Source organism: Virgisporangium ochraceum (assembly GCF_016863655.1).
Lineage (GTDB): Bacteria > Actinomycetota > Actinomycetes > Mycobacteriales > Micromonosporaceae > Virgisporangium > Virgisporangium ochraceum.
This window is the reverse complement of the sequence record NZ_BOPH01000151.1, coordinates 24,354-46,117: the sequence shown is the minus strand read 5'-3', so window position 1 is coordinate 46,117 and position 21,764 is coordinate 24,354. Positions and strand designations below refer to the sequence as shown.

Here is a 21,764-nt window from a genome sequence, read left to right as displayed (position 1 = left end):
TGTTCAAGCAAAAGCCGCAAGGCTCTTGGCGTAACCGCCCGGAAATGTTCCGTAGCTTAGGGTCTCCTTACTCGACCGGTTCGTGGTGAATGCGACCGTCGAGTTCCGTGAGGCGGTTTCCGGACCCGCCCCACCGGGCGGCGATGATTTCGGCGGCGATGCTCACGGCCGTCTCCTCGGGCGTTCTCGCGCCGAGGTCGAGCCCGATCGGTGACGCGAGGCGCGCGAGCTCCGCGTCGGTGAGGCCGGCCTCGCGCAGGCGCTTGAGCCGGTCGTCGTGGGTGCGGCGGGACCCCATCGCGCCGACGTAGGCCAGCGGCAGCCGCAGCGCGGTCTCGAGCACCGGACCGTCGAACTTCGGGTCGTGGGTGAGCACGCACACCACCGTGCGCTCGTCGACCTGCCCGGCGTCGGCCTGCGCGGTCAGGTACCGGTGCGGCCAGTCGACGACCACCTCGTCGGCGTCGGGGAACCGCGACTTCGTCGCGAACACCGGACGCGCGTCGCAGACCGTCACGCGGTACCCGAGGAAGCCGCCGATCCGGGCCACGGCGGCGGCGAAGTCGATCGCGCCGAACACGATCATCCGGGGCGGCGGGGCGTAGCTGGCGACGAAGAACGTCAGCTCCTCGCCGCGGCGCTGGCCGTCGTAGCCGTAGTGGAGCTGGGCGCTGCGGCCGGTGGTGAGCAGGCCGCGCACGTCGTCGGCGACGGCGGCGTCGAGCCGCTCGCTGCCGAGGGTCCCGTCGACGCGGTCGGTCCAGACGACCAGCCGCCGGCCGCGCCGCCCGGCCGGGTCCTCGGCGGGCGCCTCGACGCACGTCGCGACGGCCACCGGCACGCGATCGCGGATCGCGGCCGCGACGTCGCCCAGCTGCGGGAACGTCGTCCGGTCGACCCGTTCGACGTAGACGTCGATGATGCCGCCGCAGGTGAGCCCGACCGCGAACGCGTCGTCGTCGCTGACCCCGAACCGTTGCAGCACCGGCGTCCCGCTGCCGACCACCTCCTGGGCCAGCTCGTACACGGCGCCCTCGACGCAGCCGCCGCTGACGCTGCCGACCGCCGACCCGTCGGGTCCGACGAGCATCGCCGCACCGGCCGGGCGCGGCGCCGAACGCCACGTGCCCACGACCGTGCCCATCCCCACCGGGTCCCCCGCGGACCACCACCGGTGCAGGTCCGTCAGCACGTCACGCACGCGCGATCACCTCCGCCAACTCTTCCAGGGCGCCGAGGCTGTGCCCGGCCACGAAGTCGTCGCAGTACGGCAGCGCGGCCGCCATGCCTCCGGCGAGCGGAGCGTAGCCGTCCTTGCCACGGTGCGGGTTCACCCACACCAGCCGGTACGCCAGCCGGTTCAGCCGCTCCATCTGCTGCTCCAGGTGTGCCGGGTCGCCGCGCTCCCAGCCGTCGCTGCACACCACCACGACCGCTCCGCGCGCCGTACCGCGCTGCCCCCACCGGTCCAGGAAGGCTTTCAACGAATCGGCGAGCCGGGTGCCGCCGTGCCAGTCGGGAATCACGGCCGCGGCGGCGGCCTGCGCCGCGTCGGGGTCGCGGTGGCGCAGTGCCCGGGTGACGCGCGTGAGCCGCGTGCCCAGCGTGAAGACCTCGGTGCCGGTGGGTCTGCGGCGCACGGCCGCGTGGGCGAAGCGCATCAGCGCGTCGGCGTACGGGGTCATCGATCCGGACACGTCCAACAGCAGCACCAGCCGCCGCGGACGCCGCAGCCGGCCGCGGCGCCGCAGCGCGGTGGGCTCGCCGCCGCTGCGGATCATCGCGCGGACCGTGCCGCGCGGGTCGATCTCGCCCCGCGACGCGGGCCGGCGCCGGCGGCTGCGCCGCGTGGCGGTGCCGGGCGCCAGCAGAGCCAGCAGCCGGCGGACCTCGGCCCGTTCGCGGGCGGTGAGCGCGGTGACGTCGCGGGTGCGGAGAATCTCGACGCGGCTGGTCGAGACGCCGACGACCTCGTCGTCCTGGCCCTGCTCCTCCGACGACGGTGTTCCACCGACGAACGGCGCGGCCATGCTCGGCAGCCGCGGGGTGGTCGGCATCGGCTGATGCCTGCGCTTCGGGCCGAAGTACGACGCGAAGACGCGGTCGTAGACGGGCAGGTCGTCGGGTTCGGCGCAGAGCGTGAGCCGGCCGGCCCAGTACAGGTCGTCGAGGCCGAGCGTGTCGACGGCGTCGAGCATCGCCTGCACCCGGTGCGCGTCGGCGGGGACGCCGGCCTCGCGCACCGCCCGGGCGAACCCCACCAGCGACGCGACGGTCACAGGACCTCCCGGACCCGCTCGATGTCCTCGCGGTACTTGAGCACCGCGCCGAGCGTGGCGGTGGCGGTCTCGGTGGTGAGGTCGGCGACGCCGAGCGTGTCGAGGGCGGCGGCCCAGTCGAGCGACTCGGCGACGCCGGGCGGCTTGATGAGGTCGAGGTCGCGCATGCGCTTCGCGGCGGTGGCGACCTGGGCGGCGAGCCGCTCGGTGACGCCGGGCAGCCGTGTTCTGAGGATGCTGACCTCGCGTTCGACGCTCGGATGCTCGACCCAGTGGTAGAGGCAGCGCCGCTTGAGGGCGTCGTGCACCTCGCGGGTGCGGTTGCTGGTGAGGATCGTGAGCGGCGGCGTCTCGGCCTTGATCTGGCCCAGTTCCGGAATGGTCACGGCCGCGTCGGCGAGCACCTCCAGCAGGAACGCCTCGAACTCGTCGTCGGCCCGGTCGACCTCGTCGACGAGCAGCACGCTGGGGCTGTGCTCGAGGGCCTGCAGCAGCGGCCGGGCGATGAGGAACCGCCGGTCGTAGAGGTCCGCCTCGTTTCCTTCGGTGGCTCTCAGGTGCAGGATCTGGCGCGGAAAGTCCCAGTCGTAGAGGGCCTGGGTCGCGTCGAGGCCCTCGTAGCACTGCAGCCGCACGAACCGCGCGCCGGTCGCCTGTGCCATCGCCTGAGCGAACGCGGTCTTGCCGACGCCGGCGTCGCCTTCGAGAAAGAGCGGGCGGCGCAGTCGCAGGGCGAGGAAGCCGGCCATGGCCAGGCCGTCGTCGGCCAGGTATCCGGTGGACGCGAGGAGCGCCGCCAACTCGCCCGGTGACGCCGGCTCCTGGTTTCCTGCTGCGTCCATGGGGCCTACTATGCGCCGACCTCGGCCAACCGGCCAGATCTTGGTCCGGGTTGCGGACTTTTCACCTTTTAACGGCGAAAGCGTCTTAGCCTCGCACTCATGTCTTTAAAGCGCGTTCCGGCTTTTCTCCTCGTTTCGGCCGCGGCGGCGGTCGGCCTGCTCGCCGGCGCCACGTCGGTCGCCTCCGCCGCCGGCTCCGGCGACCGCCTGACCCACACCCAGGCCGTCAAGCAGCTGGACGCCGCCGGCATAAGCTGGGACGCCAGCGGCGACTGCACCGACCGTGACCGTCCGGCGTGCACGTCGTTCAGCGGTATCCGCCAGTCCACGATCGACGGGATCCGCACCCTGCGCAAGGCGAGCGGCTGTCCGCTCGTGGTGACCGGCGGCACCGAGACCGGGCACGCCAGCGGCACCTACAGCCACTGGAACGGCTGGAAGATCGACATCCGCCGCACGGCGTGCGTGGACGCGTACGTGGGGAAGTGGTTCACGCTGGTCGGCAAGGTCGAGGGCTGGGGCACGCAGTACAAGGCGAAGTCCGGCAACCTGTACACGAACGAGGGCCACCACTGGGACATCCTCTTCTACTCGTGCGGCTGCCGCTCCTGATCTTCCGCGATCTTGGACACTTCTACATCGAAATCGATGCACAGGTGTCCAAGATCGCGGTGGTCAGGCCTTGGGGACGTGGCGGCGGTAGGTGCTGACGGTGGGATCGTCGGCGTACCAGAAGCGCCAGGGCACATCGTGCGCCCCGGTGACCCCGACCCGGGGGCCGGCCAGGATCTCGGCGACCGGATGCGCCCCCTCCGGCTGCGCCCCCACCGATTGGGGCCGGGCGGTGGTCCGCACGCGGCGTAGCCGTACGGCCGAGCCCACGGCGAGCAGGTCGACGCCGTTGTGCTCGCCCGTGACGCCGAGTGCCGCGCACAACCGGGCCGGCCCGCGGGCGAGGTCGGCGTCGCGGCGGGCGGCGGGGCGGCGGTCCCTCGCGGTGGCGAGGCCGCGGACGACCTCGCCGGCGCGGAGGAGGACCGCGGAGGCTTCGCCGTCGGGCCCGCAGACGACGTTCATGCACCAGTGCATGCCGTACGTGAAGTACACGTACGCGAACCCGGCCGGCCCGAACATCACGGCGTTGCGCGGTGTGCGTCCCCGGAAGGCGTGCGACGCCGCGTCGCGGGTCCCGGCGTAGGCCTCGACCTCGGTGATGCGGACCGTGACCCCGCCGGCGGACACCGTGCACCCGAGCAGGCCGCGCGCCGCCTCCTCGGGTGGCCCGCTCAACAGGCGCCGCAGGCTGAGCTTCGGCAGGCCCAATCTCGACAGACTCAGCGCGGGACCACGTTCTCGTCGGCCCATTCGCGCCAGTGGTCGATGCGGCCGGCCGCGGTGGCGAGCTGGTCGGACACCGGCCCGGGACCCGTGGAGCCCGGCGTGATCCGGGCCGCCAGCGCACCGGCGACCGAGAGCACGCCCCGCACCTCGGGCGTGAGGTGCGGGCTCACCGAGGCGAGGTCGTCGTCGGTGACCTCGTCGAGGGCGCAGTCGCGGGCGGTGCAGATCACCACGAGCTTGCCGGTGATCTCGTGTGCCTCGCGGAACGGCACACCGCGGCGGACCAGCCACTCGGCGACCTCGGTCGCCAGCGTGTAGCCGCGCGGGGCGTCGGCGGCCATCCGCTCCTCGTGGACGGTCATCGTGGCGATCATGCCGGTCATGGCGGGCAGCACCAGCTCGAGCGTGTCGACCGCGTCGAAGACCGGCTCCTTGTCCTCCTGCAGGTCGCGGTCGTAGGCGAGCGGCAGGCCCTTGAGCATCGCGAGCGTGCCGGCGACGTGGCCGATCAGCCGGCCGGACTTGCCGCGGGCGAGCTCGGCGATGTCGGGGTTCTTCTTCTGCGGCATGATCGACGACCCGGTGGCGAACGCGTCGTCGAGCTCGACCCAGCCGAACTGCGGGGTGGTCCAGATGACCACCTCCTCGCCGAGCCGGCTGAGGTGCACCCCGACGAGCGCGGCCACGAACAGGAACTCGGCGGCGAAGTCGCGGTCGGCGACGGCGTCGATGGAGTTGGCCGCCGGCAGGTCGAAGCCGAGCTCCTTGGCGACCTGCGCCGGGTCGAGCGGCAGCGAGCTGCCGGCGAGCGCGCCGGCGCCCAGCGGCGACACGGCGGCGCGCTTGTCCCAGTCGCGCAGGCGGTCGAGGTCGCGCAGCAGGGCCTGCACGTGGGCGAGCAGCTGGTGCCCGAACGAGATCGGCTGGGCCGGCTGCAGGTGGGTGAACCCGGGCGCCGGCGTGTCGATGTGCCGGCCGGCCTGGTCGGCCAGGGCGGCCGCCAGCTCGGCCAGCCGCCCGGCCAGGCCGCGCACCCGCTCGCGCAGGTACAGCCGCAGGTCGGTGGCGATCTGGTCGTTGCGCGACCGGCCCGCCCGCAGCTTGCCGCCGAGGCTGCCGAGGCGCTCCAGCAGACCCCGTTCGAGCGCGGTGTGCACGTCTTCGTCGTCGATGGTCGGCTTGAACTCGCCGGTGGCGCAGGCGGTCTCGAGGTCGTCGAGCGCGGCGAGGATGCGGCCGAGCTCGTCGGCGTCGAGGAGGCCGGCGCGGGCCAGGACGCGGGCGTGCGCGCGGGACGCGGCGAGGTCGTACGGGGCGAGCCGCCAGTCGAACTGGACACTGACGGACAGCCGGGCCAGGGCCTCGGCGGGCCCGCCGGCGAACCGCCCGCCCCACAGCCTCGTGGCACCATCGGTCTGCTGGGTCACGGGTGCGATCCTTTCACGCGCCTACTCGGCGATCTCATAGGCGTCGGACGACCACGCGGTGAAGCGCGCCGCGAGGTCGGCCCCGCGGACCCCTTCGCCGGCCACGAGCAGGATCGTGTCGTCGCCGGCGATGGTGCCGAGGATGTCGGGCAGGCCGGCCCGGTCGATCGCGCTCGCCAGGAACTGGGCGGCACCCGGCGGGGTGCGCAGCACCACCAGGTTGCCGCTGGCGTCGGCGCCGGTGAGCAGCTCGCGCAGCAGCCGGATGAGCCGCGCGGGCGGCTCCTCGCTCGGCCGCAGCGGCCGGTCGTTGTCGGGCGGGATCACGTAGGCGCCGCGCACCTTGACCGCGTGCAGCTCCTCCAGGTCGCGCGACAGCGTCGCCTGGGTGACGCTCATGCCGTCGATGCGCAGGTGATCGGCGAGCTCGGCCTGCGACGTGACGAGCCGGAGCCGGATCAGCTCCTCGATCTTGGAGTGGCGGGCCGCCTTCGTGTGGCTCATGGCGCACCGATCGGTGTCTGCAGCAGGGTCTGCAGCAGCGCCTTCTGGACGTGCAGCCGGTTCTCCGCCTGGTCCCACACCGCGCTCGACGGCCCGTCGAGCACGTCGTCGGTGATCTCCTCGCCGCGGTGCGCGGGCAGGCAGTGCAGCACGACCGCGCCCTCGGCGGCGCCGTCGAGCAGCTCGGCGTTCACCTGGTAGGGCAGGAACGGGGTGATGCGGTCGAGCCCGTCGGACTCCTGGCCCATCGAGGTCCAGGTGTCGGTGGCGACGACGTCGGCGCCGGCCACCGCCGCGATCGGGTTCTCGCCGGCGTCGACCGAGCCCCCGGTGGTCGCGGCGATCGCGGCCGCCTTCGCCAGGACGTCGGGGTCGGGGACGAAGCCGGGCGGACCCGCGACCCGTACGTGCATCCCGGCGGTGGCGCCGCCCAGCAGGTACGAGTGGGCCATGTTGTTCGCCGAGTCGCCGAGGAACGCGAGCGTGCGCCCCTTCGTGTCGCCGAAGCGCTCCCGCACGGTGAGCAGGTCGGCCAGCAGCTGGCACGGGTGGAACCCGTCGGTGAGCGCGTTGACCACCGGCACGGTGGCGCCGCCGGCCACCTCACCGATGCGCGCGTCGGTGGTCGTCCGCATGACGATCGCGGACACGTACCGCGACAGCACGCGCGCCGCGTCGCCGAGCGTCTCGCCGCGGCCGAAGTGTGTGCTCTGCGCGTCGATGATGAGCGGATGCCCGCCGAGCTCGGCGATGCCGGTCTCGAACGACACCCGGGTGCGCAGCGACGACTTCTCGAAGATGACCGCGACCGCCTTCGGCCCGGCCAGCGGCCGGAACCCGGTGCGGTCGGCCTTCATCGCGGCGGCGAGGTCGAGCACCGCGGCCTGCTCGGCCGGGCTCAGGTCGTCGTCACGCAGAAAGTGGACCGTCATGAGAGCGCCTCCCCCAGAACCGTGTCCAGCGCGGCTACGAACGCGTCGGCCTGCTCGTCGGTGAGCACGTACGGCGGGGCGATCCGCAGCACGTCGGGCTGCACGGCCTGGGCGAGGAACCCGACGTCCTTGAGCTTGGCCGCGAGGTCGGCCGACACCGGTGCGGTGAGCACGATGCCGAGCAGCAGCCCGGCCCCGCGCACGTGCGAGACCGCCGGCGATCCGAGACCCTCGATGCCGCGCCGCAGCCGCTCGCCGAGCCGCTTCACGCGGTCGAGCAGGCCCTCGCTCTCGATGGTGTCGAGCACCGCGAGGCCGGCCGCGCAGCAGACCGGGTTGCCGCCGAACGTGGTGGCGTGCATGCCCGGCTGCAGCAGCGTCGCGGCGTCGCCGAACGCCAGCAGCGCACCGAGCGGCAGCCCGCCCCCCAGGCCCTTGGCGAGCGTGATCGCGTCGGGCTCCACCCCTTCGGTCTGGCAGGCGAACCAGTGCCCGGTGCGGCCGATGCCGGTCTGCACCTCGTCGAGCACCAGCAGGGCCCCGTGCCGCGCGGTGATCTCGCGCGCCGCGCTGAGGTAGCCGGGCGGCGGGACCACCACGCCGTTCTCGCCCTGGATCGGTTCCAGCAGCACCATCGCCGTGCTGTCGTCGACCGCGTCGGCCAACGCCTCGACATCGCCGTAGGGGACGTGCTCCACGTCACCGGGCAGCGGCTTGAACGGCTCCTGCTTCGCCGGCTGACCGGTGAGCGCCAGCGCGCCCATCGTGCGTCCGTGGAACCCGCCCTCGGCCGCGACCACCCGGGTACGACCGGTGCGGCGCGACAGCTTGAACGCCGCCTCGTTCGCCTCCGCGCCGGAGTTGGAGAAGAACACGCGCCCGGGACGCCCGGCGAGCGCCAGCAGCCGCTCGGCCAGCTCGACCGCGCGCGGGTGCGCGTACAGGTTCGACACGTGCCCGAGCGTCGCGATCTGCTCCGACACCGCGGCCACCACGGCCGCGTGGGCGTGGCCGAGCGCGTTCACCGCGACGCCGCCGATGAAGTCCACATAGGACTTCCCGTCCTCGGCGGTGAGCACGGCCCCGTCGCCTTTCACGAGCGCGAGCGCCGGCGCGCCGTATGTGTTCATGACCGCGTTCGGCCACCGTTCGGTAAGACTCATGGGGTCACCATCGTTCCGAAGCCCTCCGAGGTGAAGATCTCCAACAGGATCGAGTGCGGCACCCGGCCGTCGACGACGTGCGCGGCGGGCACACCGCCCAGCACCGCGCGGTGGCACGCCTCCATTTTGGGCGCCATGCCGGCGTCGAGGGTGGGCAGCAGCGCCTTCAGCTCCTCGGCGGTGAGGTTCGTGACGAGGCTGGCCGGGTCGGGGTAGTTGGCGTACAGGCCCTCGACGTCGGTGAGCACGATCAGCTTGCGCGCGTTGAGCGCCACGGCCAGCGCGCCGGCGGCCGTGTCGGCGTTGACGTTGTGCACCACCCCGTCGGCGTCGGGCGCCACGGTGGCGATCACCGGGATGCGCCCGGCCGCGATGAGGTCGGTGACCGCGTCGGGGTTCACGTGCGCGACGTCGCCGACCTGGCCGATGTCGACCGGTTCCCCGTCGACCATCGCGTGCCGGCGAACCGCGGTGAACAGCTGCGCGTCCTCACCCGACATGCCCACGGCGAACGGACCGTGCTCGTTGATGAGCCCGACCAGCTGCCGGCCGACCTGGCCGACGAGCACCATGCGCACCACGTCGGCCGACTCGGGCGTGGTGACCCGCAGGCCGCCGCGGAACTCCGACTCCATCCCGAGCCGCGTGAGCATCGCCGAGATCTGCGGCCCGCCGCCGTGCACCACCACCGGATGGATGCCGACCGTGCGCAGGAACACCATGTCGGCGGCGAACGACCGCTGCAGCTCGGCGTCGATCATCGCGTTGCCGCCGTACTTGACGACCACCGTGCTGCCCGCGAACCGCGACAGCCACGGCAGCGCCTCGATGAGCGTGCTCGCCTTGCCCAGTGCGATCCCGAGGTCGCGGGCGCGGTTGTTCATCATGTGGAGTACGCCGAGTTCTCGTGTACGTAGGCCAATGACAGGTCGTTGGTGCGGATGGTCGCCCGCTCGCCGCCGGCGTGCAGATCGATGGTGACGTCGACCGCCCGGCCGGACAGGTCGACGGTGGACCGGTCGGCGCCGGCCGCGCCACCGACGCAGATCGGCACGCCGTTGATCGACACGTCGATCGCGTCGGGCTCGAAGGCCGCCGACGTCGTCCCGATCGCCGACAGGATGCGCCCCCAGTTGGGGTCGTTGCCGAAGAACGCCGTCTTCACGAGGTTGCTGCGGGCCACCGCCCGGCCCACCTCGACCGCGTCGTCCTCGGACGCCGCGTTGACGACGGCGATCGCGATGTCCTTCGTGGACCCCTCGGCGTCGGCCTGCAACTGGCGCGCCAGGTCCTCACACGCGCCGGTGACCGCCTCCCCCAGCGTGTCGCGGTCGGGAGCCACCCCGCTGGCGCCACTGGCGAGCAGCAGCACGGTGTCGTTGGTGGACATGCAGCCGTCGGAGTCGAGCCGGTCGAACGTCACCCGGCACGCCGCGCGCACCACACTGTCCAATGTGGACGCGTCGACGACCGCGTCGGTGGTGAGCACCACCAGCATCGTGGCGAGCCCCGGCGCGAGCATGCCGGCGCCCTTCGCCATGCCGCCGACGGTGAACCCGGAGGCGTCGGTGACCGTGACCGTCTTCGGCCGGGTGTCGGTCGTCATGATGGCCTCGGCAGCGGCCGCACCGCCGCCGGGATCCGCCTTGTTCAGGGCGGACGTGACGCCCGGGAGAAGCTGCGGCATCGGCAGCCGCTCACCGATGAGACCGGTGGAGCACACGGCCACGTCGGCCGCCCCGATGCCCATGGCCGCCGCCGCGTGTTCGGCGGTGGCGTGCGTGTCCTGGAACCCGGCCGGCCCGGTGCACGCGTTGGCACCACCGGAGTTCAGCACGACCGCCCGCACCTGACCGTGCCGCAGCACCTCGCGGCTCCACACCACCGGCGCGGCCTGGACGCGGTTGCCGGTGAACACCCCGGCGGCATCGAAGCGGGGACCGTCGTTGAGCACCACGGCGACGTCGGGCCCACCGCTGGCCTTCAGGCCCGCCGCGACCCCGGCCGCCCGGAACCCCTTCGGCGACGTGGTCGTCACGGCGCGACCCCGTTCACCGGCAGGCCCGCGGTCTCGGGCAGCCCGAGCATCAGGTTGGCGCACTGCAGCGCCTGGCCCGCCGCGCCCTTCACGAGGTTGTCGGTGGCGCTGGTGACGATGATCCGTCCACTGTCGACGTCCACTGTGGACTGTATGAGGCACGTGTTGGCGCCGAGCGTCGCACCGGTGTGCGGCCATCGACCCTCCGGGAGCACGTGCACGAACGGCTCGTCGCGGTAGGCGTTCTCCAGGACGGCGCGGGCCGCACCCGCGTCACCGAGCGGCTTCGCCGTGACCGTGGCCAGGATGCCGCGCGGCATCGGCGCGAGCACCGGGGTGAACGACAGGCTGCGGGCGCCGGTGGCCTGCTTGATCTCCGCGACGTGCTGGTGCGCGCCGACCCGGTACGGCATGAGCGCGCCCATCACCTCGCTGGCGAGCAGGTGCGGCTTGAGGCCCTTGCCGGCGCCCGACGTGCCTGAGGCGGCGACGACCACCACGTCGTCGGGGTCGGCGACGCCCGCCGCGATCAGCGGCGCCAGCGCCAGCGTGATCGTGGTGGCGTAGCAGCCGGGACCGGCGACCCGCTCGGCCGCGGCGATCGCGTCGCGCCCGCCCGGCAGCTCCGGTAGCCCGTACGGCCAGGTGCCCGCGTGCGGACCGGAGTAGTACGCGCCCCACGCCACCGGGTCGGCGAGCCGGAAGTCGGCACCGAGGTCGACCACCTTGACGCCCGCCGGAAGCTTCGCCGCGACCGCCGCCGACTCGCCGTGCGGCAGCGCGAGGAACACCAGATCGGCCTCCGCCAGTGCCGCGGGATCGGTGGCGGTGAACCGGCGATCGGCGTATTGAATGAGATGCGGATGGACGTCGCCGACCGCGGCGCCCACGGAGCCCTGCCCGGTGACCGCGCCGACCTCCAGGTGGGGGTGCCCGGAGATCAGACGGAGCAGCTCACCGCCGGCATAGCCGCTGGCGCCGGCGACGCTCACCGTGAGGCCCATGAGCACTCCTCCCGAACGAATAGTTATGCAGAGGACAGTATCATCATGCGAAACACGCTGGCAACAACGTTCGCCCGTAGCGGACGGGCCTGACGCGGCCGGCGGGGGCGTGATCGGGTCTGTGCATGCGGATCCTCGTCATCGGTGGCACCCAGTTCATCGGCCGTCGCGTCGTCGAGCTCCTCGTCGGGCGCGGCGACGAGGTGCTGCTCGTGCACCGCGGCACCACCGAGCACGAGGAGACGCTGGGCACCCACCTGCACGTCGACCGGGCGGAGTTCGCGAGCGTCGCCGACCGGGTGCGGGCGTTCGCTCCCGACGCGGTGGTCGACGCGATCGCGATGACCGCCGCCGACGTCGAGGCCGTGCTGCCGCACCTGCCCGAGGTCCCGATCGTGCTGCTGTCCAGCATCGACGTGTCGCTCGCGTACGGGGCGCTGCTCGCGAAGGGACCGGCGCTGGTGCCCGTGCCGTTCGACGAGGAGGCGCCGGTGCGGGAGAACCGGTACCCGTACCGGTCCGCCAGCCGGCCCGGCGAGCGCGGCCACGACTACGACAAGCTCGACGTGGAGCCGCCCTACCTCGCCCGCGGCGCGGCCGTGCTGCGCCTCGGCATGGTGTACGGCCCCCGCGACCCGCAGCGCCGGGAGGAATTCGTGCTGCGACGGGTGCGCGCCGGCCGCCGCCGCATCCCGGTCGGCCCGGCGACGCTGCTGCTCCCCCGGGTGTACATCGACGACGCGGCGGCGTCGGTGCTCGCCGCGCTCGACCGGTTCGACCGGGCCGGCGGCGAGGTCTTCCACGTCACCGAGCGGGCGACGTACCCGATCGGCGCCTGGATGCGGCGGATCCTGGCGGTCGCCGGGCACGAGGCCGAGCTGGTGCGGGTCTCCGACGATCGTCTGCCCGACGACCTCGGCCTCACCTCGGGCGTCGAGCAGCATCTCCTCGCGAGCAGCGCCAAGGCGACCCGGGAGCTCGGCTGGCAGCCGTCCGACCTCGACACCGCGATCGAACGGTCGGTGCGGTGGCACCTCGACAACCCGCCCACCGGGTCCGACGACGACTTCAGCACCGACGAGGAGGCGCTCATGACGGCGTAGCGTCACGCACCAGCAGCGCCGCCTGCACGCGGTTGGCGCAGTCGAGCTTCGTGAGCACCCGGCTCACGTACGCCTTGATCGTGGCCTCGCTCATGTGCAGCCGCGCGCCGATCTCCGCGTTGGTGAGGCCCTCGGCGACGAGCGCCGCTATCTCCGCCTCGCGGCCGCTCAACGCACCCAGCCGTCGCGCCGCGGCGCGCTGCCGCTCGCTGCTGTCGGGCGTCACCAGGCCCATGAGCATCCGGGTGACCGGCGGCGACAGCCACGCGTCGCCGGCGTGCGCCGCCCGCACCGCGCCGATCAGCTCGTCGGGCGTGCAGTTCTTCAGCACGAACCCGGCCGCGCCGCCCCGCACCGCGCGCATCAGGTTCGGCTCCACGCCGAACGCGGTGAGCAGCACCACGCGCAGCCCGGGCAGCCGCCGCCGCAGCTCCTCCATGGCCGCGAGCCCGTCGAGCACCGGCATCCGGATGTCGAGCAGTGCCACGTCGGCCCGCTGCCGCACCGCGCCGTCGACGGCCGCGCGCCCGTCGGCGGCCTCGCCCACCACGGTGACCTCCGGCGCCGACTCGAGCACCGCCCGCACGCCCGCGCGGATCAGCGGTTCGTCGTCGGCGATCAGCACCCGGATCACGTGCGCACGCCCGTCACCATCGCCAGCAGCACCACGACGAGGATCGACACCGCGATCGCGCCGCCGAGGGTCACGGTGCGTCGGGTCGCGGGCCGCGCCGGTTCCAGATCCGGGGGGACCGTCGGGAGCATGGCCAGCACCGAGAACCCGTCCCCGGTACGGCCGTGCCGGAGCATGCCGTCGGCCGCCAGCACCCGCTCGTCGAGCCCGGCCAGCCCGAACCCGCCGGGGCCGCCCGCGGACCGGGCGCCGTCGACCGGGTTGGTGACCCGCACCAGCACCGAGTCGGGCTCCCAGGCCAGGCTGACCGTGACCGGCCGGCCCGGCGCGTGCTTCGCCGCGTTGGTGAGGCCCTCCTCGACCACCCGGTACGCCGCCTCCCCCGCCAGCGCACCGACCCGCCCCGGCACCCCCGACGACACCAGCGTCACCGGCACCCCGGCCGCCCGCTGACCCGCGACCAGCCCGTCGACCGCCTCGATTCCGGGTGCCGCGGAGCCCGGTACGGCCCCGCGCAGCGTCCCGACGAGGTCGTACAGCTCGTCGAGCGCGCCGCGGGCGGCACCGGCCAGCTGACCCACCGCCTGCCGGTGCCGGTCGGGCAGGTCGTCGGCCACCTCCAGCGCCGCCGCCTGTACCGACACCAGGCTCAACCGGTGACCGAGCGAGTCGTGCATGGCGCGGGCGATGCGCAGCCGCTCGTCGAGCCGCTCGCGGTCGGCCACCAGGTCGCGGCTCCACCGCAGGTGCCGCACCAGCCGCTCGTGCTGCGCCAGGTAGCGGCCGGCCAGCAGCGGCAGCACCGCGAACACCAGGTACGTGGTGACGGCGCTGACGACGGTCCGCACCACGGGTCCGTCCGCCGGCTGAAGAGCGACCTGACCGACCAGCCCGCCCACGACGGCGCCGACCACCACCGCGCCGCCGGACCGGCCGACCACCGCGCGACCCGCGCCGTACGCCGACCACGCGAGCAGCACGACCCCGACGCCCGACACCAGCGCGAGCCCGACCGCCACGACGAACGCCGCCGGCGCCAACCGCCGCCGCAGCAGCACCGCACCGACGACCGCCACCGCGTAGGCCACCGTCGCCCACCAGCCCGGCGACCGCGCCCCGGCGACCACGAGCGTGTCGGCCACCACGACGGCGGCGGGGACCCACGGCATGACCGCACGCTACCCCGCGGGTCCACCGACGTTCGTCTACGGGTTTCGTCGACTTTCGCCGGCGGCGCGACGGGGATCCCGGGCCCTAGCGTCGCCCACCGTGATCGATGTCGACGGAGTCACCAAACGCTTCGGCCGCACCACCGCGGTCGACGACCTGACGTTCACCGTGCGGCCCGGCCGCGTCACCGGGTTCCTCGGCCCGAACGGCGCCGGCAAGTCCACGACGATGCGGGTCGTGCTCGGCCTCGACCGGGCCACCGCCGGACGCGCCACGATCGACGGCCACGCCTACCGCGACCTGCCCGAGCCGCTGCGCCGGGTGGGCGCGCTGCTCGAGGCGGGGTCGGCACACGGTGGACGCAGCGCGTACCACCACCTGTGGTGGCTGGCGCGCAGCAACCGCATCGGGCGGTCGCGGGTCGCGGAGGTCCTCGGGCTGGTCGGGCTCGACGGCGTGGCCCGCAAGCGGGTGCGCGGCTTCTCCCTCGGCATGAAGCAGCGGCTGGGCATCGCGGCCGCGCTCCTCGGCGACCCTCCGGTGCTGCTGTTCGACGAACCGGTCAACGGGCTCGACCCGGAGGGCGTGCGGTGGATCCGCGGACTGCTGCGCGACCTCGCCGCCGAGGGCCGGACCGTGCTGGTGTCGAGCCATCTCATGGCGGAGATGGCGCTCACCGCCGACCACCTCGTGGTGATCGCGCGGGGACGCCTGCTCGCCGACGCGCCCCTCGACGAGGTGGTCGGCGACGCGCCGTCGCTGGAGGACGCGTTCATGCGGTTGGTGACCCGGTGATCGCCGCGGAGCTGATCAAGCTGCGGTCGCTGCGCGCCACGCCGGTGACGCTCGCGCTCGCGGTGGTGGTCTGCGCCGGTCTCGCCTATGTGCTCGGCCTGTCCGCGCACGGCATCATGAGCGAGGGGACCGAGCGCCAACGCGACTGGTACGACCCGGTCTTCTACACCTTCTACGCCGTCATGCTCGGCCAGTTCGGGCTGGTGGTGTTCGGCGTATTCGCGGCCGGCGGCGAGTACCCGTCCGGCACGATCCGCGCGTCGCTGCTGGCGATGCCGCGGCGGGGCCGCTTCTACGCGTCCAAGATCCTGGCGACCGGCCTGCTCGCCGCCCTCTCCGCCGCGGCCGCCGTTCCGGCGACCTACCTGGCGTCGAGGGCCGGCATGGGCGGCATGGGCAGCTACGGCGCGGGCCTGGACGCCCCCGGGATGCGGGCCGCGTTCGTCGGCGCATGCCTGTACCTGCCGCTGATGTGCCTGTTCGCGCTCGGGGTCGCCACGATGGTCCGCAGCTCGGCGATCGCCCTGGGGGTGCTGATGCCGGTGCTGTTCCTGGGCTCGCAGGGCCTGGGCAACGCCCCGAAGGTCGGCACGGTGCTCCAGTTCCTACCCGACCAGGCCGGCGCCACGATCTTCCACCTGGGCGGCCGCCCCACCGACCCCGACTACATGCGCGACTTCGGCCCCTGGACGGGCCTGGCGATCCTGGCGGCATGGACCGCCCTGTCCCTGCTCGGCGGCTACCTGACCCTCCGCCGCCGCGACGCCTGACCCGGCAGGCGCCCCGCCCGCGCCCCGCCCGCGCGGCGCTCGCCCCGCCCCGCCCCGTGCCGCCCGCCGCCCCGCCGCGCCCCGTGCCGCCCAGCCGCGCCGATCTTGCAGTTGTGGCCGCCCTTTCGTGGCGCTTTGGCCGCGTTTGGGGAGGGCCACAACTGCAAGATCGGCGCGCGGATCGGGCGCGGGCGGCACGCGGCGGGCGCGGCCAGGCCTGCGCGGGCGCGCAGGGCGGGCGGACGCGGGCGGGCGCGGGTTACGCGGGTTGCCGTTGCTTCGGGATCGCCGCCGGAGCTCGGCGGGCGCGTTCGCGGGTCAGGATCCACAGGGCGGCGACCCCGTCGCGCCAGGTGATTTTCTTGCCCTCCTCGCGGCTGCGGGCCGTGTAGCTGATCGACACCTCGTACGGGCGCACCCCGCGGCGCAGCAGCTTGCCGGTGACCTCGGCCTCCATGCCGAACCCACGCGAGCGCACCGCCAAGGACCGGTACCGCTCCACCGGCATCAGCTTGAAGCACGTCTCGAGGTCGCTGATGTAGCAGTTGAACAGCATGTTCGCGGCCGTGGTGACGGCGCGGTTGCCCATCACGTACCAGAACGAGAACGAGCTGTGCGAACCGAACTCCCGGTTGCCGTACACGACCTCGGCATCGCCGTCGAGGACGGGGCGTAGCAGCTTGGGAATGTCGGCCGGGTCGTACTCGAGGTCGGCGTCGAGGATCACCAGGTAGTCGCCGGTGGCGTGGCCGACCGCGGTGTCGATGGCGGCACCCTTGCCCCGGTTGCGCTCGTGCCGCACGGCCCGCAGCCGCGGGTCGTCGACGGCGGACACGATCTCCCAGGTGCCGTCCCCGCTGCCGTCGTCGACGACCACGAGCTCGATCTCGCACGGGTACCCGACGCGCAACGCGCGGTCGAGGGCCTCGGCCACCCGGGCCTGCTCGTTGTAGACCGGCATCAGGATCGACAGCTTCACGGGCGCTCCGCTCCGCGGGTCGTCGGGACGGTTGACTCGCTGCTTTCCCGCTGCCGCGGCACCTCGAAACGCGCCGGGCCGTCGTCAGGAACCGCCGGGCCGTCGTCAGGAACAGCCGGGCCGTCGTCAGTAACGGTGGCAGGAGGCGGAGACAGTGACGGCCGCAGGAAAGCCTCCACCGCCGTCACGGCCCAGCACGCCGCGCTCGCCGACGCAAGCACGAGCAACGGGACCATCGTCCGGTCGATCGAGGTCGGCAGGTGCCACGTCAGCCGGTGCGGCGAGATCAGGTACGTGAAGACCAGCGCTCCCCCGAACAGCACGAGCACCGCCCACAGCGGCCAGTCGGCGCCGATCCCGATCCGTGTACGGTACGGCCGCAGGAGAAGCGCGCCGACGACCGCCACCACCGCGGCGACGGCGACCAGCTTCCCGCCCGCCGACCACATCGCGTCGACCGTCTGGTCGAACCGGAAGCGCATCGTCGGGTGGACGGTCAACACCTGGACGATCCGCTCACCGCCGCCGTTCGCCAGCAGGTCGGACTCGGCGTGGAAGACGCGGCCGACCACGCTCCAGAGCACCCCGGCACCGACCGGGACCCACACCGGGGCGGCCCGCAGCGGCGCGCGCCACGTGCGCGCGGTCACCACGACGGCGACGATGCCGGCGGCGATGAGCCCTTCGTTCTTGGTCAGCGCGGCCACCGTGAGGAGCAGGACGGGCAGCGCCCGCGGACCGGAGCCCAGCAGGAGCAGCAGCCCACCGGCGACCGCGGCGGCCGTCCACAGGTGGTCGGTGTACCCGGCGGCGAGCACCAGCGGTGCGCCGGTCCACACGCCGAGCGCGACCGCCGACGCGGCGACCCGCGACGCCCACACCGGGCCGCCGGCGGTGGCCACGCGCACCGCGTACGCGAGCATCACGATCGCCGAGAGCGTCAGGGCCGTCGTCACGAACTGGGCGGAGAAGAAGTCGACGCCCCCGGTGGCCCAGCCGGTGGCGACCGACGCGGGCACCAGCGGCGGGTAGTCGGTGTGCGAGTAGCGGTAGACGACGTCGCCGAGGTGGTACCGCACGAACGCGGAGTCCTGGGTGAAGGCGCCCGCGCGCGTCCAGTAGATCGCGTGCGAGTCCCAGCTGATCGGCGACTGGAGCACGTCGATGGCGGGAGCCAGCAGCGGCACGGTGAAGAACGCGACGTCGACGGGACCGGCGTGCGGCGCCGAAGGACCCAGCTGCCGGCGATGCACCACAAAAGCCACGACAAACGAAGCCAGGGCAAGCGGCACCAGCCAGAACACCAGCCGCCCGCCCACCACGATCATGAGCACCGCCGACACCGCCGCGACCAGCCCCGCGGTGAGCGGCGCCAGCAGCGTGCCGAGCAGCACCCGGCCGGTCAGCGCGAACGCCAGCGGCCACCCGATCACCACGACCGTGGCCAGCGCGACGAGGACGGCGGTCACGGCACACGCTCCACGACCAGCCGCACCCCGTGCGGCCCGCTACCGTCCTCGATCACCGCGACCGTGAACTCCGCTGGCTCGGCCACGCGGACGCTGTTCATCGTCGCGAACTCGCTCAGCCAGATGTGCCAGAACGTGCCGAACTCCGACGGCGCCACGATGCGGATGCGACTACCGGCCGGAATGCGGTCAGCGAACTCCTCGCGGATCTGGTCGACGCGGTACCGGATGACCACCCGGTTGTCGGAGTTCCCGATGCTGACGTACTGCAGACCGTCCCTGGTCGCCTGGTACGCACCGCGCCGCACCCCGTACAGGAACATGCCCGCGCAGAGAACGATCAGAGCCGCTGCCACCAGCCGCACCCGGAGCGGCCGGGAGAAAGTCACGGCAGCCTCGACCTCCCCATGGCCAGATGTGGCATGGCGGGACTATACAGGCGACGTGAATCCCGCACGTAATCAGTCGCTCGCGGTGGTGTCGAGCACGCGGGCGAGCTGGGCCCGGTTGCGTACGCCGAGCCGCCGGTAGAGCCGGGTCAGGTTCGCCTCGACCGCCTTGATCGACAGGAACAGCGAGCGGGCGATCTCCCGGTTCGTCGATCCGGCCCGCACCAGCTCGACGATGCGCCGCTCGGTGTCGGACAGGCCGGCCGCCCGCGCGCCGTCGAGCCGCAGCAGCTCGGCCTCGGCGATCTCCAGCCACGGCGCGGCGCCGATCGCCTCGTAGCGGCGCACCGCCTCCGACAGCGCCACCCGGGCCGCCGCGCGCCGGTGCGCGCGCCGCTCCAGGACGCCGAGCGTGTGCCACGCCCGGGCCAGCTCCAACGGGTACGGGTGCTCGGTGCAGGCGTCGACGACACCGCGCAGGAACGTCACCCCGTCGCGGGCCTCCTTGGTCGCGGCGACCAGCACCGCCTCGGCCCGGTCGAGCCCGAGCAGCACCACGGTGCGGTCGAGGCGGTGGGCGCGGGCGCGCACGTCGGCGAGCACGTCGGCGGCTTCGTCGCGGGCACCGGCGGCCACCAGCGCCTCGACGAAGTCGGCGTGCCACAGGAGCACCGACGGGTCGGTGCGCGACAGCCGCTGCTCGAGGTCGTAGCACTGGCGCATCAGGTCGACGGCGGCCTGCGAGTCGCCGCGCATCTGGTGCACCTGGCCACCGATCGCGTAGGCGCCGCGCAGCCAGTCCTCGTCGCCGGCCGACAGCGACTCGGCGAGCGCCCGCTCGGCGAGGTCGGCCGCGGCGGCGACGCTGCCGCCGTACATCTCGGCGGTCGCGGCGGCGATGAGCGCGGGACCGGGGGTGGGCGCGACGTCGAGGTACAGCCGCAGGCACGCGTGGCCGGCGGCGACCGCGTCGGCGCACCGGCCGGCCCGGGCCAGGATGTTGGCCGCGTACAGCAGCACCCGCATCAGCTCGCGCACGGTGCCGGTGCGTTCGACGGCGTCGCGCAGCGCGTCGATGCGCCGTTCGGCGTCGGCGACCTGGCCTGCGAACAGCTGCCGCAGCGCCGCCATGTGCCGGGCGTCGACGGTCTCCTCCGACAGCGGCAGGTCGTGGGCCATGTCGCCGGCCCGCACCGCGAGCTCGTCGCCGGCGGGCCCGCCGAGCACCGTGCCCTGCCAGCTCACCACCTCGACGAGCCGCTCGGCGTCGCCGCACTGCTCGGCCGACTCCGCGGCCCGCTTCAGTTCGGACATCGCCGACTCGCGGTCGGCGTCGTACCAGGCCTTCTGCGCGCGGTAGAGGTGGACGTTCGCCAGCAGGTCGGGCTCGTCGACCGCGTCGCCGTAGGCGGCGTCGAGCAGCGGGCCGATGCCGCTCTGGTCCTGGCCGACGAGGTCGATGAGCAGCAGCCGGGCGTTGACCCGGGTGCGCCGGTCGGCGGCGTCGCGCAGCGCGGCCGACGCGTACCGGTGGGCCTCCTCCTCCGCGCCGGCGTGGTACGCGTACTGGGCCGCGTGCAGGCGGCGCACGGCGGCGACGTCGGGCGTCTCGCGCGGGGTGCGTTCGGCGGCCATCGCGGCGAGGTCGGCGGCCGCGTCGGGGGCGCCGCGGAGCTTGGCGGTGGCGGCCGCGTCGGTGAGCGTGCGGGCGAGGTCCTCGTCGGGCGCCGAGGAGGCGGCGGCGAGGTGCCGGGCCCGCTCGACCGGGTCGGCCACGACCTGCGCCAGCCGCCCGTGCGCCCACCGCAGCTCCTCGGTGCGGGCGTCGGCGTAGACCATCTCGCGCAGCAGCGGGTGGGTGAACCGCACCGCGCCGTCGAGGGCGGCCGTCACCACTCCCGCTTCGATCGCGTCGGCCAGGCCGTCGGGGTCGGCGCCGCTTCGTTCGATGAGATCACGGGACGGACGTGCGGCGGCCGCGGCGATGAGAAGCGGGGACCGGCCGGCGGTGGACAGCCGCGAGAGCCGCTCGGCGAGCAGGGCGCGCAGCCGGTCGGGCACGGGCAGCGGACCGGTGGGCGACACCTCGCCGCGCTCCTGCAACGTGCGTCCGAGCTCGACGGCGAACATCGGGTTGCCCCCGCTGGCCGTGTAGACCCGCTGGAGCCGGTGCCGGGGCACGCCGGCGCCGAACCGGTGCCGCAGGATGTCGGAGACGTCGGCCTGGGTGAGCGGCGGCACGCCCAGCTCGACGCACGGCGTCGGGCACAGGTCGGCCCGCGCCGGCGAGTCACCCTGCGCGACCCGTTCGGCGGCGACCACCTGGACCGGCACCGGCCCGAGCCGCCGCGCGACGAACCGCAGCACGCCGGCGCTCGGCTCGTCGATCCACTGGGTGTCGTCGAGCACGAGGAGCACGGGCCGCTCGGCGGCCAGCCCGCGCAGCAGTTCCAGCACGGCGAGCCGCACGGCCAGCTGGTCCTGCGGGGTGGCCGGCACGGCGCTGCGCAGCAGCGCGCCGTCGAGCGCGACCCGCAGGTGCGGCGGCAGCGGCGGCGGGGTCGGACCGTCGAGGACCCCGTCGAACAGGTCGACCAGCGCCAGGTAGGGCAGGTCGGCCTCGGCCTCGGCGGCCGCCGCCCGCAGGACGAGCGTCGGGCCGGAACCGGTTACCGGCGACGAGCCCGACGCGGGCGTTAAGGCATCTATGACCGTTGATTTACCGATGCCCGCCGGACCCCACAGCAGTACGCTGCGGCCCGCGGCGAGCTCGGCGCCGGCCTGCGCCAGAAGCTCACCGCGGCCGACGAGCGTCACCGGCCGGGAGGTAACCACGTGACGAGTCTGCCGAAGCCATGCCAATAATGCGACCGGGCAAATGGACCGGTTTCATACCTTGGCCTGCGCATCCGGGCTCACGAACGG

General features: G+C 73.7%; 20 protein-coding genes and 1 pseudogene. 4 read left to right on the top strand and 17 right to left on the bottom strand.

From position 1 onward, the window contains the following. Positions 1 to 67 precede the first annotated feature (67 nt). The 3 genes from Voc01_RS50610 to Voc01_RS50600 are packed head-to-tail and all read right to left on the bottom strand — an operon-like array spanning position 68 to position 3,121. Positions 68 to 1,201: an XdhC family protein gene (locus tag Voc01_RS50610; RefSeq protein ID WP_203934979.1), complete on the bottom strand. Its 1,134-nt coding sequence runs from the start codon at positions 1,199 to 1,201 to the stop codon at positions 68 to 70. Further along, positions 1,194 to 2,279 carry a vWA domain-containing protein gene (locus Voc01_RS50605; protein ID WP_239161079.1) on the bottom strand — a complete coding sequence of 362 codons (1,086 nt, stop codon included), beginning with the start codon at positions 2,277 to 2,279 and terminating at the stop codon, positions 1,194 to 1,196. Before Voc01_RS50605 ends, Voc01_RS50610 begins: the two co-directional genes overlap by 8 nt. Next, complete coding sequence (locus tag Voc01_RS50600) at positions 2,276 to 3,121, bottom strand: AAA family ATPase (RefSeq protein ID WP_203934978.1); 846 nt, start codon at positions 3,119 to 3,121, stop codon at positions 2,276 to 2,278. Before Voc01_RS50600 ends, Voc01_RS50605 begins: the two co-directional genes overlap by 4 nt. A 99-nt stretch (positions 3,122 to 3,220) precedes the next feature. Here Voc01_RS50600 and Voc01_RS50595 point away from each other — a divergent pair, with 99 nt between their 5' ends. Further along, positions 3,221 to 3,733, top strand: coding sequence for a hypothetical protein (locus Voc01_RS50595; RefSeq protein ID WP_203934977.1), 513 nt, complete (start codon positions 3,221 to 3,223; stop codon positions 3,731 to 3,733). 63 nt (positions 3,734 to 3,796) lie between these two features. Here the strand turns inward: Voc01_RS50595 and Voc01_RS50590 are convergent, their stop codons facing one another. From Voc01_RS50590 to argC, 8 genes are read right to left on the bottom strand one after another with little or no spacing between them, the layout of a single operon-like run. Further along, complete coding sequence (locus Voc01_RS50590) at positions 3,797 to 4,444, bottom strand: DNA-3-methyladenine glycosylase (RefSeq protein WP_373873981.1); 648 nt, start codon at positions 4,442 to 4,444, stop codon at positions 3,797 to 3,799. An 11-nt stretch (positions 4,445 to 4,455) separates the two neighbouring features. Beyond that, positions 4,456 to 5,898, bottom strand: coding sequence for an argininosuccinate lyase (gene argH / locus Voc01_RS50585; protein ID WP_203934996.1), 1,443 nt, complete (start codon positions 5,896 to 5,898; stop codon positions 4,456 to 4,458). 12 nt (positions 5,899 to 5,910) lie between these two features. Beyond that, a complete protein-coding gene (gene argR / locus Voc01_RS50580; RefSeq protein ID WP_203934975.1) occupies positions 5,911 to 6,393 on the bottom strand; it encodes an arginine repressor in 483 nt (160 codons plus the stop codon). Next, complete coding sequence (argF, locus tag Voc01_RS50575; protein ID WP_203934974.1) at positions 6,390 to 7,325, bottom strand: ornithine carbamoyltransferase; 936 nt, start codon at positions 7,323 to 7,325, stop codon at positions 6,390 to 6,392. Before argF ends, argR begins: the two co-directional genes overlap by 4 nt. Then, entirely contained in the window at positions 7,322 to 8,488 is a 1,167-nt protein-coding gene (locus tag Voc01_RS50570) for an acetylornithine transaminase (protein ID WP_203934973.1), read from the bottom strand. The genes argF and Voc01_RS50570 overlap by 4 nt, the downstream gene beginning before the upstream one ends. Beyond that, positions 8,485 to 9,375: an acetylglutamate kinase gene (gene argB / locus Voc01_RS50565; RefSeq protein WP_239161077.1), complete on the bottom strand. Its 891-nt coding sequence runs from the start codon at positions 9,373 to 9,375 to the stop codon at positions 8,485 to 8,487. Before argB ends, Voc01_RS50570 begins: the two co-directional genes overlap by 4 nt. Then, positions 9,372 to 10,526: a bifunctional glutamate N-acetyltransferase/amino-acid acetyltransferase ArgJ gene (argJ, locus tag Voc01_RS50560; protein ID WP_203934972.1), complete on the bottom strand. Its 1,155-nt coding sequence runs from the start codon at positions 10,524 to 10,526 to the stop codon at positions 9,372 to 9,374. Before argJ ends, argB begins: the two co-directional genes overlap by 4 nt. After that, complete coding sequence (argC, locus tag Voc01_RS50555) at positions 10,523 to 11,530, bottom strand: N-acetyl-gamma-glutamyl-phosphate reductase (protein ID WP_203934971.1); 1,008 nt, start codon at positions 11,528 to 11,530, stop codon at positions 10,523 to 10,525. Before argC ends, argJ begins: the two co-directional genes overlap by 4 nt. A gap of 125 nt (positions 11,531 to 11,655) precedes the next feature. Here argC and Voc01_RS50550 point away from each other — a divergent pair, with 125 nt between their 5' ends. Beyond that, complete coding sequence (locus Voc01_RS50550; protein WP_203934970.1) at positions 11,656 to 12,633, top strand: NAD-dependent epimerase/dehydratase family protein; 978 nt, start codon at positions 11,656 to 11,658, stop codon at positions 12,631 to 12,633. Here Voc01_RS50550 and Voc01_RS50545 read toward each other — a convergent pair. Together Voc01_RS50545 and Voc01_RS50540 are read right to left on the bottom strand one after the other, a co-directional pair. Continuing rightward, positions 12,620 to 13,267: a response regulator transcription factor gene (locus Voc01_RS50545; protein WP_203934969.1), complete on the bottom strand. Its 648-nt coding sequence runs from the start codon at positions 13,265 to 13,267 to the stop codon at positions 12,620 to 12,622. The two genes, Voc01_RS50550 and Voc01_RS50545, sit on opposite strands and share 14 nt — an antisense overlap. Further along, positions 13,264 to 14,436, bottom strand: coding sequence for a sensor histidine kinase (locus tag Voc01_RS50540; protein WP_203934968.1), 1,173 nt, complete (start codon positions 14,434 to 14,436; stop codon positions 13,264 to 13,266). The genes Voc01_RS50545 and Voc01_RS50540 overlap by 4 nt, the downstream gene beginning before the upstream one ends. Positions 14,437 to 14,536: 100 nt before the next feature. Here Voc01_RS50540 and Voc01_RS50535 point away from each other — a divergent pair. Together Voc01_RS50535 and Voc01_RS50530 are read left to right on the top strand one after the other, a co-directional pair. Next, a pseudogene (locus Voc01_RS50535) lies at positions 14,537 to 15,181 on the top strand (ABC transporter ATP-binding protein); the annotation flags it as partial. A 47-nt stretch (positions 15,182 to 15,228) separates the two neighbouring features. Then, the gene (locus Voc01_RS50530; RefSeq protein ID WP_203934966.1) at positions 15,229 to 16,002 is read left to right on the top strand and encodes an ABC transporter permease; all 774 of its coding nucleotides are present in this window, start codon (positions 15,229 to 15,231) and stop codon (positions 16,000 to 16,002) included. A 259-nt stretch (positions 16,003 to 16,261) separates the two neighbouring features. On the opposite strand, the gene Voc01_RS50525 is transcribed toward Voc01_RS50530, so the two are convergent. From Voc01_RS50525 to Voc01_RS50510, 4 genes are all read right to left on the bottom strand, one after another. Next, positions 16,262 to 16,981: a glycosyltransferase family 2 protein gene (locus Voc01_RS50525; RefSeq protein ID WP_203934965.1), complete on the bottom strand. Its 720-nt coding sequence runs from the start codon at positions 16,979 to 16,981 to the stop codon at positions 16,262 to 16,264. Continuing rightward, the gene (locus Voc01_RS50520) at positions 16,978 to 18,450 is read right to left on the bottom strand and encodes a hypothetical protein (RefSeq protein WP_203934964.1); all 1,473 of its coding nucleotides are present in this window, start codon (positions 18,448 to 18,450) and stop codon (positions 16,978 to 16,980) included. Before Voc01_RS50520 ends, Voc01_RS50525 begins: the two co-directional genes overlap by 4 nt. Then, entirely contained in the window at positions 18,447 to 18,806 is a 360-nt protein-coding gene (locus Voc01_RS50515) for a hypothetical protein (RefSeq protein ID WP_203934963.1), read from the bottom strand. The genes Voc01_RS50520 and Voc01_RS50515 overlap by 4 nt, the downstream gene beginning before the upstream one ends. Positions 18,807 to 18,911: 105 nt before the next feature. After that, positions 18,912 to 21,674 (bottom strand): ATP-binding protein, encoded by a 2,763-nt coding sequence (locus Voc01_RS50510; RefSeq protein ID WP_203934962.1) that lies wholly within the window; start codon positions 21,672 to 21,674, stop codon positions 18,912 to 18,914. Positions 21,675 to 21,764 lie beyond the last annotated feature (90 nt).

Bases quoted from the DNA above. Each gene is read 5' to 3' on its own strand.
- Voc01_RS50600 (WP_203934978.1), bottom strand. From the start codon at position 3,121: ATGGACGCAGCAGGAAACCAGGAGCCGGCGTCACCGGGCGAGTTGGCG.
- Voc01_RS50595 (WP_203934977.1), top strand. From the start codon at position 3,221: ATGTCTTTAAAGCGCGTTCCGGCTTTTCTCCTCGTTTCGGCCGCGGCG.
- argR (WP_203934975.1), bottom strand. From the start codon at position 6,393: ATGAGCCACACGAAGGCGGCCCGCCACTCCAAGATCGAGGAGCTGATC.
- argF (WP_203934974.1), bottom strand. From the start codon at position 7,325: ATGACGGTCCACTTTCTGCGTGACGACGACCTGAGCCCGGCCGAGCAG.
- Voc01_RS50570 (WP_203934973.1), bottom strand. From the start codon at position 8,488: ATGAGTCTTACCGAACGGTGGCCGAACGCGGTCATGAACACATACGGC.
- argB (WP_239161077.1), bottom strand. From the start codon at position 9,375: ATGATGAACAACCGCGCCCGCGACCTCGGGATCGCACTGGGCAAGGCG.
- argC (WP_203934971.1), bottom strand. From the start codon at position 11,530: ATGGGCCTCACGGTGAGCGTCGCCGGCGCCAGCGGCTATGCCGGCGGT.
- Voc01_RS50550 (WP_203934970.1), top strand. From the start codon at position 11,656: ATGCGGATCCTCGTCATCGGTGGCACCCAGTTCATCGGCCGTCGCGTC.
- Voc01_RS50540 (WP_203934968.1), bottom strand. From the start codon at position 14,436: ATGCCGTGGGTCCCCGCCGCCGTCGTGGTGGCCGACACGCTCGTGGTC.